The following is a 14,406-nucleotide window of genomic DNA, read 5'->3' on the forward strand; positions in this document are numbered from 1 at the left end:
GATCGAACGATAAGAGTTGTACTGCCCCATATCGGCAATTCCGGCAACCCACTTTAATTTTTCCGCTTGACGAGACTAGCGGCGTTGGCGCATTGCGAGCGCGACGCGCGAGAGCGTGAGTGCCATCGCGAGCGCCTCGCGCCGTCCCAGCGGCTCGCCGAGCGCAAGCGCTGCGGCGGCGATGCCCATGATCGGCACGAGCAGCATGCCGATCGACGCGAGTTCGGCGGGCAGGCGGCGCAACGTTGCGAACCACGCCAGATAACAGACGCCCATCGGCACGAGGCTCATATAGACGAGGACCGCCCAGCCATCGGGCGCCAGGGCCGAAAAGACCGGATGTTCGATCACGAGGCCGAGCACGACCATCGGCGCACAGCCAATGCCGACTTGCCAAGCGACGAGCGTGACCGGCGGAATGGGCAGCGGCGCGTGCGTGACGACCGTGCCGAGCGCGAAGAGCATAGCCGCCGCAAGCGCGAATGCGATGCCGGCAATCTTGCCGCTGTCGAAAGACAAGCCGTGCGCGGAGAGCAGCACCAGCACGCCCGCGAGGCCCAGCGCCAGCGCGCAAAAGCCTGCGAGCGAAGGCTTGCGCCGCGCGATGGGCCAGGCGAGCAACATCGCCCAGATCGGCATGGTGTAGACGAGCAGCGCCCCTTCGCTGACCGAGAGCCATTTTATCGATAGCGTGGAGAAGCCCATCCACGCGAAAACGTTAATCGCCGATGCGAGCAGCAGTCGCGGCACGAGCGCGCGCGGCACGCGGATGTTTTCGCCAGCCGATTTCGCTATCGCACCGAGCAAAACGGCGGCGGCCATTCCGGCGACGCCGCGCGAGAAGAGCGGCGGCCACTCGCGCAGCAAGACTTTCATGGCGGGCCAGTTGAGCGCCCAGCCGGTAGCCGTGACGAGCAGATAAATAAATCCCGTCAAGCGAGCAGGCATGGCAGGCAATCTGGTCTTTTTTGTTGGTCGGATGGGTCTCGATCATACAGGCAGGCTCGGCATATTGAGTGCGTAATGCAAAACGCCAACATGCATGCAAAACGCAAGATGCAAAAGGCCATGGATGATGCGCGGACCGGAGCGAAGCCCGGGATTAGGAAACGTTTCTAGAAAACGATTAACTCATTTAACGTGAGCGTTTCCTGGTTTCCGTAGTCCCTCGAATACGCCGTAGAGTGGCTATAAGAAGCCGTATTAGGGCAAATACGGGGATGGTCAGCTTTGAGCAAAACGACTATTCTCCGAAAAACGTTTTCCAGAACAGGGGCCGGTTTGCTACGGAGCAGACCCACCTCAAGCCAGGCCCCCGGCGCTCGTCGCCGTCCCATGCAACAAAGAACGCGGCTCGACGAGCGCCGCCGCGTCCGGAGACTTTCATGAACACTGTCGTTGCCGGCGTCGTGCGAACCGCGAGCCGTTATCGCTGGACCGTGTGCGCGCTGCTCTTCTTCGCCACGGTCATCAACTATATGGACCGGCAGATTCTCGGTCTGCTCGCGCCGATGCTGCAGAAGGACATCGGTTGGTCGCAGGTGCAGTACGGCCGCATCGTGATCGCGTTCTCGGCTTTCTATGCGGTCGGGCTGCTCTGTTTCGGGCGCATCGTCGACTGGCTCGGCACCCGCATCTCCTATGCGCTCGCCATGTTCATCTGGAGTATCGCGGCGATACTGCACGCGGCGGTCGGCTCCGTCATGGGCTTCGCCATGGTGCGCGCGCTGCTCGGCATCGGCGAGGGCGGCAACTTCCCGGCGGCGATCAAGACCACGGCCGAATGGTTCCCGCGCAAAGAACGCGCGCTGGCCACCGGCATCTTCAATTCGGGCGCGAACATCGGCGCGGTGTTCGCACCGGCGCTGATCCCGGCGATCGCGGTGGCGTTCGGCTGGCGCGCGGCGTTCGTGATCATCGGCGCGATCGGGTTCGTGTGGCTCGTCGTGTGGTTCTTCATGTATCGCCAGCCGGACGGCAGTGCGCAGGAAGACGATCTCGCGAACGAAGGCGACGAAGCCAAAGCCGCCGACGCAGCCAACGCACACGCGGGCGCGCCGGGCTTCAAGGTGCTCATCAAGAAGCGTGAGACGTGGGCGTTCATCGTCGGCAAGTTCCTGACGGACCCGGTGTGGTGGTTCTATCTGTTCTGGTTGCCGAAGTGGCTCAATGAATCGCGCGGTATGGACATGCAGCACATCGGTTTGCCGCTTGTCGTGATCTATGCGATCACCACGGTCGGCAGCATCGGCGGCGGCTGGATTTCATCGAAGCTGCTGAGCAAAGGCTGGAGCGTGAATGCGGCGCGCAAGACCGCGATGCTGATCTGCGCATGCGCCGTGCTGCCCATCGCGTTCGTGTCGCAAGCGGAAAATCTGTGGGTCGCGGTGGCGATCGTCGGTCTCGCGGCGGCGGCGCACCAGGGCTGGTCGGCGAATCTCTTCACGACGGCATCGGACATGTTCCCGCGTCGTGCGGTGGGCGCGGTGGTCGGTATCGGCGGCATGGCCGGCTCGATCGGCGGCGTGCTGTTCTCGGAAGTGATCGGCCAGGTCCTGCAACGCACGGGTCACTACTGGGTGCTGTTCGCGATCGGCGCATCGGCGTACCTGATTGCCTTCGCGATCATGCACGTCCTCTCGCCGAAGATGGCGCCGGCGAAGCTCGAAGCGTAACAACGGTAGCAACAGCATCAACGGTATCAACGCAACATGCGCCGCGCCGCCAGCACTCGCAGCACGCAGGCGGCGCGGCGAGCGTCACGTAACAGCAGCAGTCGATTCGCGCACGATGAGTCGCGGCTCGAACATGGAGTTGCCCGGGTCCGGATGACCGGCGAGGGCATCGATGAGCTTCTGCATCGCGAGCTCGCCCATCTTCTCGCTCTGGATGTCGACGGTAGTGAGACCGGGTGCGGCATACGCGCTGTACGGCACGTTGTCGATGCCGGTCACGGATACATCGTGCGGCACGCGAATGCCGAGCGTCGCGGCTTCCTTCATGAAGCCGAGCGCGATCAGATCGTTGTAGCAGATCACGGCTTGCGGCCGCTTCGGTCCGAGCATCACGCGCGAGCAGGCCTGTTCGCCCGCGAGTGGAGTGGGGGCGTGGGCTTCGTAGATATCGAGTTCGAGTCCCGCTTCGGCGAGACATTCGCGCGCGCCGCGAATCCGTTCATCGTTGATGCGCGCGTGCTCGAAGCCGAGATACGCAATACGCCGATGCCCGAGATCGAGCAAATGGCGCGCAAGCATGTAAGTAGCAAGGCGGCTGTTGATGCCGACGCTCGGAATGGGCAACTCGGCATTGCGCAGAAGCACGACGGGTTTGTCGAGGTCGAGCATCCATTGCGCGTCTTCGTCGGGCAGGCGCGAACTGACGAGCAGGCCATCCACGCGCTGCGCGAGAGCCTCGATGAGCGGACGTTCGCGCGCCTGATTCTCGTCGATATCGACAAGCAGCAGCGTGTAGTCATGGCGCAGGGCGATGCGATTCGCGCCCTTCACGACATTGGTGAAGTGCGGATTGCTGATGTCGAGGATCGTGAGCCCGATGGTGCGGGTCTTGCCGGTGATCATCGAGCGCGCGAGCGGGTTCGAACGATAGCCGAGCGATTCGATCGATTCCTTGAGTCGGGCTTCGACCGGCGCCGAGAAACGTTGCGCACCGTTGATGTACTTGGAAACGGTCGCGACGGACACGCCCGCCGCGGCGGCGACGTCGCGAATGGTCGGCGAAATTTTCTTCATAAAGGGTAACGTTTTCTCTGTGTTTACGGATTGTCGCAGAAAATCAGGAAACAATGACGAAGCCAACGGCATTTTGTATCTTGTCTTTTGCATGCCAACCGTCAACTGATGAGCCGGATGGCCGGATGTCATAGTCCAGAAAACGTTTTCTTTTTTTTAGCTTTCAACGCATCACTACGTATTCGATAGGAGTCTCGATGAATCAGCCAACCGCAGCGGGCAAACCGTTCAAGCGTCTGCTTCTGACCGGCGCGGCCGGCAACCTGGGCCGTCAATTGCGCAGCCCGCTCGCGCAATGGGCGGACGTCGTGCGGCTCTCCGACATTGCCCCGCTCGACGATGCCGCCAGCCACGAAGAAGTGAGCGCCGTCGATCTCGCGGACCGCGACAAGGTAATGAAGCTCGTCGAGGGTGTCGATGCGATCGTGCATCTGGGCGGCATCTCTATCGACGCGCCGTTCGACGATCTGATCGAAGCGAACATCCGCGGCACGTACAACATCTATGAAGCGGCGCGCCGTTATGGCGTGAAGCGCGTCGTGTTCGCGAGCTCGAATCACGCGATCGGCTTTCATCCCGTCACCGAAGTGCTCGACGCGGATGCACCGCAGCGGCCGGACAGCCTCTATGGCGTGACGAAATGCTTCGGCGAGGCGCTGTCGCGCTATTACTTCGATCGCTTCGGCATCGAGACGGTGTGCTTGCGCATTGGTTCGTCGTTCGAGGAGCCGAAGAATCCGCGTATGCTCGTCACGTATCTGAGCTTCCGCGATTTCATCGAGCTCGTGCGTTGCTCGCTGTTCACGAATCGTGTCGGCCATGCGGTGGTGTATGGCGCATCGGACAATCCCGTGAAGTGGTGGGACAACTCGAAGGCCGGCTTCCTCGGCTTCAATCCGCAAGACAGCTCGGCGCAGTTCAACGGGCTCTTCCCGGTCGCCGCGCCGACCGCTAATCACGATGACCCCGCGCAGCGCTTCCAGGGCGGCGCATTCGTGATCGGCGAACCGATGGAGCGCAAGCGATGAGCAGCGCGAACCGCGTCGAACGGCTCGATTCAGGCGGCCGCGCGACGGTCGGCGAATGCCCGGTCTGGCGCGCGGAAGAGGGCGCGCTGTACTGGGTCGATATTCCGGCGCGGCGCATCGTCCGGCTGGAGATCGCGAACGCGCGGCGCACTGAATGGACCTTCGCCGAGCAGGTCGCGTGCTTTGCGTTCGATGCGGCGGGGCACGTCGTCGCGGGCATGGAGAGCGGCATGTTCGGCGTGAACTTGCAGAGCCTCGGCGATGCGCACGCAATCAAACTCGCTGCGCCTGAATTTCCCGCGCCGGGCATGCGTTTCAACGATGGCCGCTGCGACCGGCAAGGGCGCTTCTGGGCCGGCACGATGGTGCAGGACATGTCGCTGGCGAGTCCGGCCGGCGCGCTGTATCGGTTCGATGAAACCGGCAGATTGTCCGCGCCCGTTGTCGACGGTTTGATCACACAGAACGGTCTCGCGTGGTCGCCGGATGGCAGGACGATGTATTTGTCCGACTCGCATCCGCAACGTCGTCTGGTGTGGGCATTCGATTTCGACCCCGATACCGGCACGCCAAGCGCGCGGCGCGTGTTCGCGGACCTGCATCACTACACGGGTCGTCCGGACGGTGCAGCGGTCGATGCCGATGGCTGCTACTGGACCTGCGCCAACGACGCAGGCCGCCTTCTGCGCTTCACTCCGCAAGGCAAGCTCGATCGCGAGATCGCATTGCCCGCGAGCAAGCCTTCGATGTGCGCATTCGGCGGCAGCGACCTGTCGACGCTCTTCGTCACGACGATTCGCCCGGCATCGAACGCAACTGAAGACGACGGCTACGTGTTTGCCCTGAACCCCGGTGTGCAAGGCTTACCGGAACCGCACTACGCCGGAATGTTACCGGTCGCATAAATTGCGCATCCACCTATGAAAACGGGGCCGAACAACGGCCCGTTTTGCTTTCATTCTGCAAGCTTTGGGATTAAAGCACCTTTGGTGCACCGCATTGGCGCACATCAAACGTGAACCCAGTCAAGCTTAGGAACCGATACCAAGGCTAAACACCAGTTCTTTACTGTCTCCTTAGAGAGTAGTCTCCGCAGGTACTACGAGTACCCAGCGAGCTAATTCTTCTATCCGGAGGAGACATAGATGGACCTTGAATCTCGCACCATGAAACGCGTGATGTTTCGCCTCGTGCCGTTCCTGATCTTGTGCTACTTCATCGCATATCTGGATCGTGTCAACGTCGGCTTTGCCGCATTGCAGATGAACAAAGCGCTCGGCTTCACCGCGAGCATGTTCGGTTTTGGCGCAGGCATCTTCTTCATCGCCTATTTCTTTTTCGAGGTTCCGTCCAACCTGCTGCTCGAACGATTCGGCGCACGTCGCTGGATCGCGCGGATCATGTTCACATGGGGCATTCTTGCCGCGGCGATGGCGTTTATCCCGCACATCGCGCAGTCGACGGGACTCTCCAATGCGTACGTGTTCTATGGCTTGCGCATCCTGCTCGGCGTCGCGGAAGCGGGCTTCTTTCCCGGCATCATTTTCTTGCTGACGTTGTGGTTTCCTGCGAAGTATCGGGGACGCGTCGTCGGCTATTTCATGGCGGCCATTCCGCTGTCCACCGTGATCGGCGGGCCGATTTCCGGCGCGCTGCTGACGATGGACGGCATGGGCGGCATGCAAGGCTGGCAATGGCTTTATCTGATCGAAGCATTGCCTGCGCTGCTGCTTGCGTTCGTCGTGTTCTTCTATTTGACCGACAAGCCCGCCGATGCACACTGGCTCGCCGACGAAGAGCGCGAGTGGCTCGTCAAGCGTCAGGCGCATGAACGCGCGCATCGCGAGGCAGTGCATTCGTTCAGCGTGAAGCAGGCTATCTTCAATCCGCGCGTGCTCGCCATCGCGTTGATCTACTTCGGCGCCAACGCGACCAACTATGGTCTGAGCTTCTTCCTGCCGCAGATCGTCAAGTCGTTCGGGCTGACCAATCTTCAGACGGGCTTCGTCACGTCGTTGCCGTATATCGTCGGCGTGATCAGCATGGTGCTGTGGGGCCGGCATTCGGATCGCAAGCTCGAACGCCGCTGGCACGTCGCGATTGCGTTGATGGTGGCGGCGGGCGGTATCGCGGCATCGGCGGGACTGGATAACCCGGTCCTGAAGATGATCGCGCTCTCGATCGCGGGCTTCGGCATCTTCGGTTGCCTGCCGGTGATCTGGACGTTGCCGGCATCGTTCCTGTCGGGCGCTGCGGCCGCAGGCGGCATTGCAGCGATCAATTCGCTCGGCAATCTCGCGGGTTTCTTCGGTCCCTATGTCATGGGCTGGATCAAGGACAGCACCGGCAGCTTCGGCGCGGGTTTGCTGTGTCTCTCGGGTGCGGGCATGATCGGCGTGGCGGCGGTATTGCTGCTGCATCACGACTCCGCGCTGGAGACGATTGCCAACGCGCATGACCTCGAAGAGCCCGAGCCGAACTTGGCTCGTTGAATGGCTCGTTGAAGGGTTCGTTGAAGGGTCCGCTAAGGCCTTCAGATGGACGAGAGGGACCGTGAGCGACTGACGGTCCCTCTTGCGTTTATTCGATGCAACTTCATTCCGACGACGCCTGCGCGCGGCGCAATCTCTCCCGGCTATTGATCAGATGCAGCCGCATCGCGGTGCGTGCCGAATCGGCGTCGCCGCGTTCGATGGCATCCGCGATCTGTTCATGCTCGCGATTCACGCGCATCAGATACTCGGCGTATTGCTCGCGCGGAATCGGCGTGGCGGTGATGCGCGTGCGCGGAATCATTCGCGTGCCGAGATGCTCCATGATCTCGACGAAATAACGATTGCCCGTCGCATGCGCGATCTCCATGTGAAAGCGTAAATCGGGCGACACCGTATCGGCGGCCTTATCGACGCTCTGCTCGAAATCGGCGAGGGCGGCGCGCATGGTCGCGAGCCGCGAGGGATCGCAGCGCAAGGCCGCGAGCCCCGCGCATTCGGTCTCCAGACTGATGCGCAATTCGAGGATGGCCAGCGCGTCGATGGAACCGGCGACATCGGCGGGATCGAGTTGCAGCAACGTCGATGCACCCGCTTCGCATACGAACGTGCCGATGCCATGCCGCGTCTCCACGAGCCCCGCAGCCTGCAGTCGCGATAGCGCCTCGCGCACGACGGTGCGGCTCACACCAAACCGCTGCACCATCTCGGCTTCGGTCGCGAGCCGGCTGCCGGCGTTCAGTTCCTTCGAATCGATTTGCGCGCGCAACGCATCGACCAATTGCGATGTGAGACTGCGGCGCGCGCCCGACGAGGACGCGGAGAAAGTGTCGGAGGGATGAACTGGCGATAGCGTCACGGCGTTCTCGTTGGTCTGGGTTTTACACACATTGACAAATCGGTCGGTAAATGATGATATGCGTCATGCAGTGATATGACAACGTACAAGAAGACGCGTGCAGGGTAATCCCTAGCCGATCTCGCTGGAGACATGACTCGATGGAACAGAACAATGCCGCGCCGTCTGCTGTGCGGTTTGCCAACGCCGCCGCGCAATTCGACCGCTTGCTGCTGACCGGTGCGGCCGGTGGAATCGGGCGCGCGATACGGCATCGTGTCGCCGAATTCGCGCGACACGTGCGCATTTCCGATCTTCCCGGCACCTTGACGAGCGACGCTGCGCCTCACGAAGAGATCGCTCCGTGCGATCTCGCGGACCGCCAGGCCGTCGACGCACTCGCCCGAGATTGCGACGCGATCGTCCATCTCGGCGGCGTCTCGGTGGAGCGTCCGTTCGAGGAGATTCTCGAAGCCAACATCAAGGGCGTCTTCAACCTTTACGAAGCAGCGCGCCGCCAGGGCGTGAAGCGTGTCGTGTTCGCGAGCTCGAATCATGTCACGGGCTTCTATCGGCAGGACGAACGAATCGACGCGGACGCGCGCAAGCGCCCCGATGGCTACTACGGCCTGTCGAAGTCGTTCGGCGAAGACATGGCGCAGCTCTACTTCGACCGCTACGGCATCGAGACCGTGAGCATCCGCATCGGCTCGGTGTTTCCGGAACCGAAGGACCGCCGGATGATGGCGAGCTGGATGAGTTACGACGATTTTCACGACCTGCTGCGCCGCAGTCTCTTCACGCCGGACGTCGGCCATACAATCGTGTTCGGCATGTCGGCCAATGCGCACACATGGTGGGACAACCGCTGCGCCGCGCATTTGGGCTTCGTGCCGCGCGACTCGTCCGAGCAGTTCCGCGAACGAATCGAAGCGACGCCGCCGCCCGCGCCGACCGATCCCGTCGCGGTGCTGCAGGGCGGCGCCTTCACGACCACCGGCCCGTTCGACCCGGTTTAATGCATGCAAGATGCAATATCACGGTATTCGTAGTATGTCGTCATACATCCAGTTCTGGACGTACCGGGTAAGGCGCCCAACTTCACAGGGATATTTGCCGCCATGTTTTCTCTAGATTTCTCCCCGCTGATCCCGTACTGGCCGACCTTCCTGCTGGGTGCGTGGCTCACGCTCAAGATGACGTGCGTGGCCGTGTTCTTCGGCCTGATCCTCGGCATGCTCGTCGCGTTCGCCAAGCGCGCGAAGGTGCCGGTGCTCACGCGGCTTTGCATCATCTATATCGAGGCCGTGCGCAACACGCCGTTCCTCGTGCAGATCTTCCTGCTGTATTTCGGGCTCGCGAGCATCGGCATACGCATGCCGACCTTCGCGGCGGCTGCGCTTGCGATGACGATCAACATCGGCGCCTATGCGGCCGAGATCATTCGCGCCGGTCTGGAATCGGTGCCACGCGGACAGATCGAGGCGGCGGAATGTCTCGGTCTTTCGAAGTGGCGCATCGGCTGGCATGTGATGCTGCAGCCGTCGATCGAGAAGGTTTATCCGTCGCTGACGAGCCAGTTCCTGCTGATGATGCAGGCCTCGGCTATTGCCTCGCAGATCTCGGCCGAAGAACTCACCGCGGTTGCCAACACGGTGCAGTCCGATACCTTCCGCTCGCTCGAAACCTATATCGTCGTGGCGGCGCTGTATCTCGTGCTGTCGCTGATCATCAAGCTCGTCGCGTGGGCGGTGGGCGAGCATCTCTTCAAGCGCCGCCGCGCGATTCGTCTGGCCGCCAAGCGCGCAGGCAAGACACCGCCCGATCCGCAGCGCATCGATACGGTCATTCCCGGAGGTGCGGCATGAGCGGCGGATTCACGACCTCGCACTTCGTCTATCTGGTGCAATCGATCGGCTGGACGCTGGCGCTCTCCGCGCTCGCGTTCGTGCTGGGCGGCATCGGCGGATTCGGCGTGATGCTCGCGCGCATTTCGCCGCGTGTGTGGCTGTCGCGCGTGGCGCTCGTTTATATCGAAGCGATTCAGGGCATCCCGTTGCTGATTCTGCTGTTCATCGTGTACTTCGGCCTGTCGGTGTATGGCTATCAAGTGCCTGCGCTCGTCGCGGCGGGCATGGCGCTGATGGTCTATTCGAGCGCCTATCTCGGCGATATCTGGCGCGGCTGTATCGAAGCGATGCCCAAGCCGCAATGGGAAGCGTCGGAGTGTCTGTCGCTGTCGCGCTGGCAGACCTTGCGCCTCGTCATCATCCCGCAGGCGATGCGCCTTGCCTTGCCGCCGACCGTCGGCTTTCTGGTGCAACTCATCAAGATGACGTCGCTTGCCTCGGTCATCGGTTTCATCGAACTGACGCGCGCGGGTCAGATCATCAACAACTCGATCTTCCAGCCGTTCCTCATCTTCGGACTGGTCGGCGCTTTCTATTTCGTCCTGTGCTATCCGCTTTCGCGCTGGAGCCAATCGATGGAGAACAAGCTCAATGTCAGCAATCGTTAAAGTCGACGATATTCACAAGAGCTTCGGCTCCAATCACGTTCTGAAGGGCGTGTCGTTCGAAGTCAACAAGGGCGAGATGATCGCCGTGATCGGCGCGAGCGGTTCCGGCAAGAGCACGGCGCTGCGCTGCCTCGACCGGCTGGAGACAATCGATCAAGGCCAGATCGAAGTGTGCGGCATTCGCGTCGACGATCCCAAGGTCGACCTGCATCTGTTGCGGCGCGAAGTGGGCATCGTGTTTCAGAGCTATAACCTGTTTCCGCATCTGACCGTGGAAGAGAACATCGTGCTCGCGCTGCGCCACGTGAAGAAGCTCGCGCGCGACGAGGCACGGCGCATCGCGATGAACGTGCTGGAACAAGTCGGTCTCGGACAGAAGGCGGACGCGTATCCCGAACAATTGTCGGGCGGACAACAGCAGCGCGTGGCGATCGCGCGTTCGCTTGCGATGTCGCCGAAGGTCATGCTGTTCGACGAAGTGACGTCCGCGCTCGATCCGCAACTGACCGGCGAAGTGCTGCGCGTGATGGAAGACCTCGCCGCAGACGGCATGACGATGCTGCTCGTCACGCACGAGATGGCGTTCGCCAAGCGCGTGGCGGATCGCATCATCTACATGCATCAGGGCAAGGTGTGGGAAGTCGGCGACGGCAGCATGCTCGACGCGCCGCGCACACCGGAACTGCGCGCATTTCTCGATAACGGGCTTTGATATCCGCAACATCAATCCATGCACCATCAATAACGACGGAGACATCACTTGAAAGCAAAGACACTCATCGCACGCGCGGCCGTAGCAACCCTGATGCTGGCCGGCGCGATGCATAGCGCAATGGCCGACCAGCTCGACGACATCAAGAAGGCGGGCGTCGTGCGCGTCGCGATCGCCATGGGCACGCCGCTCTTCAGCTATGCGGACGAGAACCTGAAGCCCGCAGGTTCGGATGTCGATACCGCCGCCGCGCTCGCAAAGGACCTCGGCGTGAAGCTGGAACTCGTGCAGATCACCAACGCCGCGCGCATCCCGACGCTGCAGGCGAAGCGCGCGGACCTCGTCATCGCCGACTTGTCGATCACGCCGGAGCGCGCCAAGGTCGTCGATTTCTCGGTGCCGTATGCGGTGATCACGATCATCGTCGGCGGCGTGAAGACGATCAAGGTGAAGGACTATGCGGACCTCGACGGCAAGACCATCGGCCTCACGCGCGCCACGGTGAACGATACGCTCACCACGCAACAGGCGAAGGGCGCGCAGATTCAGCGCTATGAAGACGACGCGACGCTCATTACGTCGATGGTCACCGGTCAGATCGATGTCTTCTCGAGCACGCCGTCGAACCTGCAGGAGATGCAGCATCGCGCGCCGCAACGGAACATCGAGATGAAGTTCGAGCAGAAGAACTTCGATCTGGGCATTGCGATGAACAAGGACCAGCCGCGCCTGAAGGACTGGGTCAACAACTGGGTCAGCACGAACATGAAGAGCGGCAACCTCAACACGATCTACAAGAAGTACCACGGCCGCGATCTGCCGGATACCGTCCGCAAGGGCGCGTAAGAACCGCGCACGCACGCTTCAGGACAGCCGCGCGGGATCGCTTAGTGCCCGCGCGATTGTCGGTCCGCGTTCACCATCGCGAAGAGCAAGCGGGCGGCGACTTCCTCCAGACGACCGCTGTTCTCGCGAAGGCCAGGCGGCCGCGGATCGGTTAGCGGGCCTCGCGCCCCTCAGACAACGGGCGGGGCCGGGTCATCCGACTCGGCCCCGCCCGCGTTTGCATTTCGCATACAAAAAACTTTCCCGCATTTCGCATGCAATATGCCGACCGCTCGTGCTCTTGCGAGCCGCTGCGGAATCTCGCTCGTCCCCGCGCCGCAAGGCTGTGGCAGGGTGTAAGACAATTTGCGCGCCCCGGCATACACTGCCTCTGCATTTTGCATCGTGCATTCAATGAGCCGTTGCACTCATTGCCCAACGCGCGCCGCTCGGGTGCACGGACCCGCCATCCTTCGGAACCTTATCCATACGGAACCCATCATGGCCAAGAATACGATTGCCGACTATCTGGCGAAGACGCTCGCGGCAGCGGGCGTAGAACGCATCTGGGGCGTCACGGGCGACAGCCTGAACGGACTTGCATTCAGCCTCGATCGGGTGGGCTCGATCCGCTGGATGCACACGCGCCATGAGGAGGCCGCGGCGTTCGCCGCAGGGGCCGACTCGGCCGCGACGGGCAAGCTCGCCGTCTGCGCGGGCAGTTGCGGGCCAGGCAATCTGCACCTGATCAACGGCCTCTACGATTGCCATCGCAATCAGCAGCCGGTGCTCGCCATCGCCGCGCACATTCCGTCCACCGAGATCGGCCTTGGCTACTTTCAGGAAACGCACCCGCAGGAGTTGTTCAAGGAGTGCAGCCACTTCGTCGAACTGGTGTCGAATGCGTCGCAGTTTCCGCGCGTGCTCGAACGTGCGATGCGCGCCGCGCTCGATCAGCGTGGCGTCGCGGTGATCGTGCTGCCGGGCGATATCGCATTGAGCGAGGGCCCGGATGTCGAGCCGCGATGGACAGCCAGCGCGCCCGGTACGATCGTGCCGGCCGATGCGAACCTCGACCGGCTCGCCGCGCTTCTGAACGGTTGCGAAGCCGTGACGATCATGTGCGGCAGCGGCGTCGCGGGCTCGCATGATGAAGTCGTGGCGCTGGCCGATACGCTCGGCGCGCCCGTCGTGCATGCGCTGCGCGGCAAGCCGTTCATCGAGTACGACAATCCTTTCGATGTCGGCATGACCGGTCTCATCGGCTTCAGCTCGGGCTATCACGCGATGATGAACTGCGACACGCTGCTTTTGCTCGGCTGTGACTTTCCTTATCGACCGTTCTATCCGCCGCACGCGAAGATCGTGCAGATCGACTGGCGTGGCTCGCAACTCGGCAAGCGCGCACCGCTGGAAATGGGACTTGTCGGCACGATCAAGGAGACGTTGACGGCGCTTCTGCCGAAGCTTCAGCGCAAGAACGATCGCCGCTTTCTCGACAACGCGCTCGAGCATTACAGGAATGCGCGCAAGGACCTCGATCATCTCGCGACGCCATCCGCGCCGGGCCGGCCGATTCATCCGCAATATCTGACGAAGGTCGTCGACGAGCTCGCGGCGGAAGATGCCATCTTCACCGTCGACGTGGGTACGCCGACCCTCTGGGCCGCGCGTTATCTGACGATGAACGGCAAGCGCCAGTTGCACGGCTCGTTCAATCACGGATCGATGGCCAACGCGATGCCGCAGGCGCTCGGCGCACAGGCGGCGCATCCGCAACGGCAAGTGGTGTCGCTATCGGGCGACGGCGGTTTGTCGATGCTGCTCGGCGATCTTCTCAGCGCGGTGCAGCTCAATCTGCCAATCAAGGTCGTCGTGTTCAACAACAGCTTGCTGGGCTTCGTCTCGATGGAATTGAAAGCGGGCGGCTATCTCGACACCAACGTGGATCTGAGCAAGACCGACTTCTCGCAGATCGCGAAGGGTGCGGGCATCTGGTCGGTGCGTGTCGAAGAGTCGGAGCAACTGGAAAACGCGCTGCGCGAGGCGTTTGCGCACAAGGGACCGGCGGTGATCGATGTCGTCACGTCCAAGCATGAGTTGTCGATGCCGCCGACTATCGAGTTGTCGCAGGCCAAGGGCTTCAGTCTCTATATGCTGCGCGCGATTCTGAGCGGACGCGGCGACGAGCTGGTCGAACTGGCGCGGACCAATCTCCGTTAAGCGTTCAAGCGCGGCCCTTCG

General features: G+C 62.0%; 13 protein-coding genes. 10 read left to right on the forward strand and 3 right to left on the reverse strand.

Annotated features, from left to right (window positions below):
- Window positions 1–75 precede the first annotated feature (75 nt).
- Window positions 76–948, reverse strand: a complete 873-nt coding sequence (locus BRPE64_RS27115) for a DMT family transporter (RefSeq protein WP_044043422.1) — start codon at window positions 946–948, stop codon at window positions 76–78.
- Window positions 949–1,385: 437 nt separating this feature from the next.
- Here BRPE64_RS27115 and BRPE64_RS27120 point away from each other — a divergent pair, with 437 nt between their 5' ends.
- The gene (locus BRPE64_RS27120; RefSeq protein WP_016348170.1) at window positions 1,386–2,675 is read left to right on the forward strand and encodes an MFS transporter; all 1,290 of its coding nucleotides are present in this window, start codon (window positions 1,386–1,388) and stop codon (window positions 2,673–2,675) included.
- Window positions 2,676–2,759: 84 nt separating this feature from the next.
- Here BRPE64_RS27120 and BRPE64_RS27125 read toward each other — a convergent pair whose 3' ends face one another.
- Window positions 2,760–3,749: a LacI family DNA-binding transcriptional regulator gene (locus BRPE64_RS27125; RefSeq protein ID WP_016348171.1), complete on the reverse strand. Its 990-nt coding sequence runs from the start codon at window positions 3,747–3,749 to the stop codon at window positions 2,760–2,762.
- Window positions 3,750–3,946: 197 nt separating this feature from the next.
- Between BRPE64_RS27125 and BRPE64_RS27130 the strand changes: the two genes are divergently transcribed.
- The 3 genes from BRPE64_RS27130 to BRPE64_RS27140 all read left to right on the forward strand — a co-directional run bounded on the left by BRPE64_RS27130 (window position 3,947) and on the right by BRPE64_RS27140 (window position 7,269).
- Window positions 3,947–4,777 (forward strand): NAD-dependent epimerase/dehydratase family protein, encoded by an 831-nt coding sequence (locus BRPE64_RS27130; protein ID WP_016348172.1) that lies wholly within the window; start codon window positions 3,947–3,949, stop codon window positions 4,775–4,777.
- Window positions 4,774–5,682, forward strand: a complete 909-nt coding sequence (locus BRPE64_RS27135; protein ID WP_016348173.1) for an SMP-30/gluconolactonase/LRE family protein — start codon at window positions 4,774–4,776, stop codon at window positions 5,680–5,682. Before BRPE64_RS27130 ends, BRPE64_RS27135 begins: the two co-directional genes overlap by 4 nt.
- A 240-nt stretch (window positions 5,683–5,922) precedes the next feature.
- Window positions 5,923–7,269 (forward strand): MFS transporter, encoded by a 1,347-nt coding sequence (locus tag BRPE64_RS27140; RefSeq protein WP_044043424.1) that lies wholly within the window; start codon window positions 5,923–5,925, stop codon window positions 7,267–7,269.
- Window positions 7,270–7,372: 103 nt separating this feature from the next.
- Here BRPE64_RS27140 and BRPE64_RS27145 read toward each other — a convergent pair whose 3' ends face one another.
- Window positions 7,373–8,128: a FadR/GntR family transcriptional regulator gene (locus BRPE64_RS27145; protein ID WP_016348175.1), complete on the reverse strand. Its 756-nt coding sequence runs from the start codon at window positions 8,126–8,128 to the stop codon at window positions 7,373–7,375.
- A 140-nt stretch (window positions 8,129–8,268) separates the two neighbouring features.
- On the opposite strand from BRPE64_RS27145, the gene BRPE64_RS27150 reads away from it, so the two are divergent.
- From BRPE64_RS27150 to poxB, 6 genes are all read left to right on the forward strand, one after another.
- Complete coding sequence (locus BRPE64_RS27150; RefSeq protein ID WP_016348176.1) at window positions 8,269–9,126, forward strand: NAD-dependent epimerase/dehydratase family protein; 858 nt, start codon at window positions 8,269–8,271, stop codon at window positions 9,124–9,126.
- A 102-nt stretch (window positions 9,127–9,228) separates the two neighbouring features.
- Window positions 9,229–9,975, forward strand: coding sequence for an amino acid ABC transporter permease (locus BRPE64_RS27155; RefSeq protein ID WP_016348177.1), 747 nt, complete (start codon window positions 9,229–9,231; stop codon window positions 9,973–9,975).
- On the forward strand, window positions 9,972–10,625 hold the full coding sequence (locus BRPE64_RS27160; protein WP_016348178.1) for an amino acid ABC transporter permease: 654 nt from the start codon (window positions 9,972–9,974) through the stop codon (window positions 10,623–10,625). Before BRPE64_RS27155 ends, BRPE64_RS27160 begins: the two co-directional genes overlap by 4 nt.
- Window positions 10,609–11,337 carry an amino acid ABC transporter ATP-binding protein gene (locus tag BRPE64_RS27165; RefSeq protein ID WP_016348179.1) on the forward strand — a complete coding sequence of 243 codons (729 nt, stop codon included), beginning with the start codon at window positions 10,609–10,611 and terminating at the stop codon, window positions 11,335–11,337. Before BRPE64_RS27160 ends, BRPE64_RS27165 begins: the two co-directional genes overlap by 17 nt.
- A 48-nt stretch (window positions 11,338–11,385) precedes the next feature.
- A complete protein-coding gene (locus BRPE64_RS27170; RefSeq protein ID WP_016348180.1) occupies window positions 11,386–12,183 on the forward strand; it encodes a transporter substrate-binding domain-containing protein in 798 nt (265 codons plus the stop codon).
- A gap of 480 nt (window positions 12,184–12,663) precedes the next feature.
- Window positions 12,664–14,385, forward strand: a complete 1,722-nt coding sequence (gene poxB, locus BRPE64_RS27175) for a ubiquinone-dependent pyruvate dehydrogenase (RefSeq protein WP_016348181.1) — start codon at window positions 12,664–12,666, stop codon at window positions 14,383–14,385.
- The last annotated feature ends 21 nt before the right edge of the window (window positions 14,386–14,406 follow it).

The organism is Caballeronia insecticola, from assembly GCF_000402035.1.
Lineage (GTDB): Bacteria > Pseudomonadota > Gammaproteobacteria > Burkholderiales > Burkholderiaceae > Caballeronia > Caballeronia insecticola.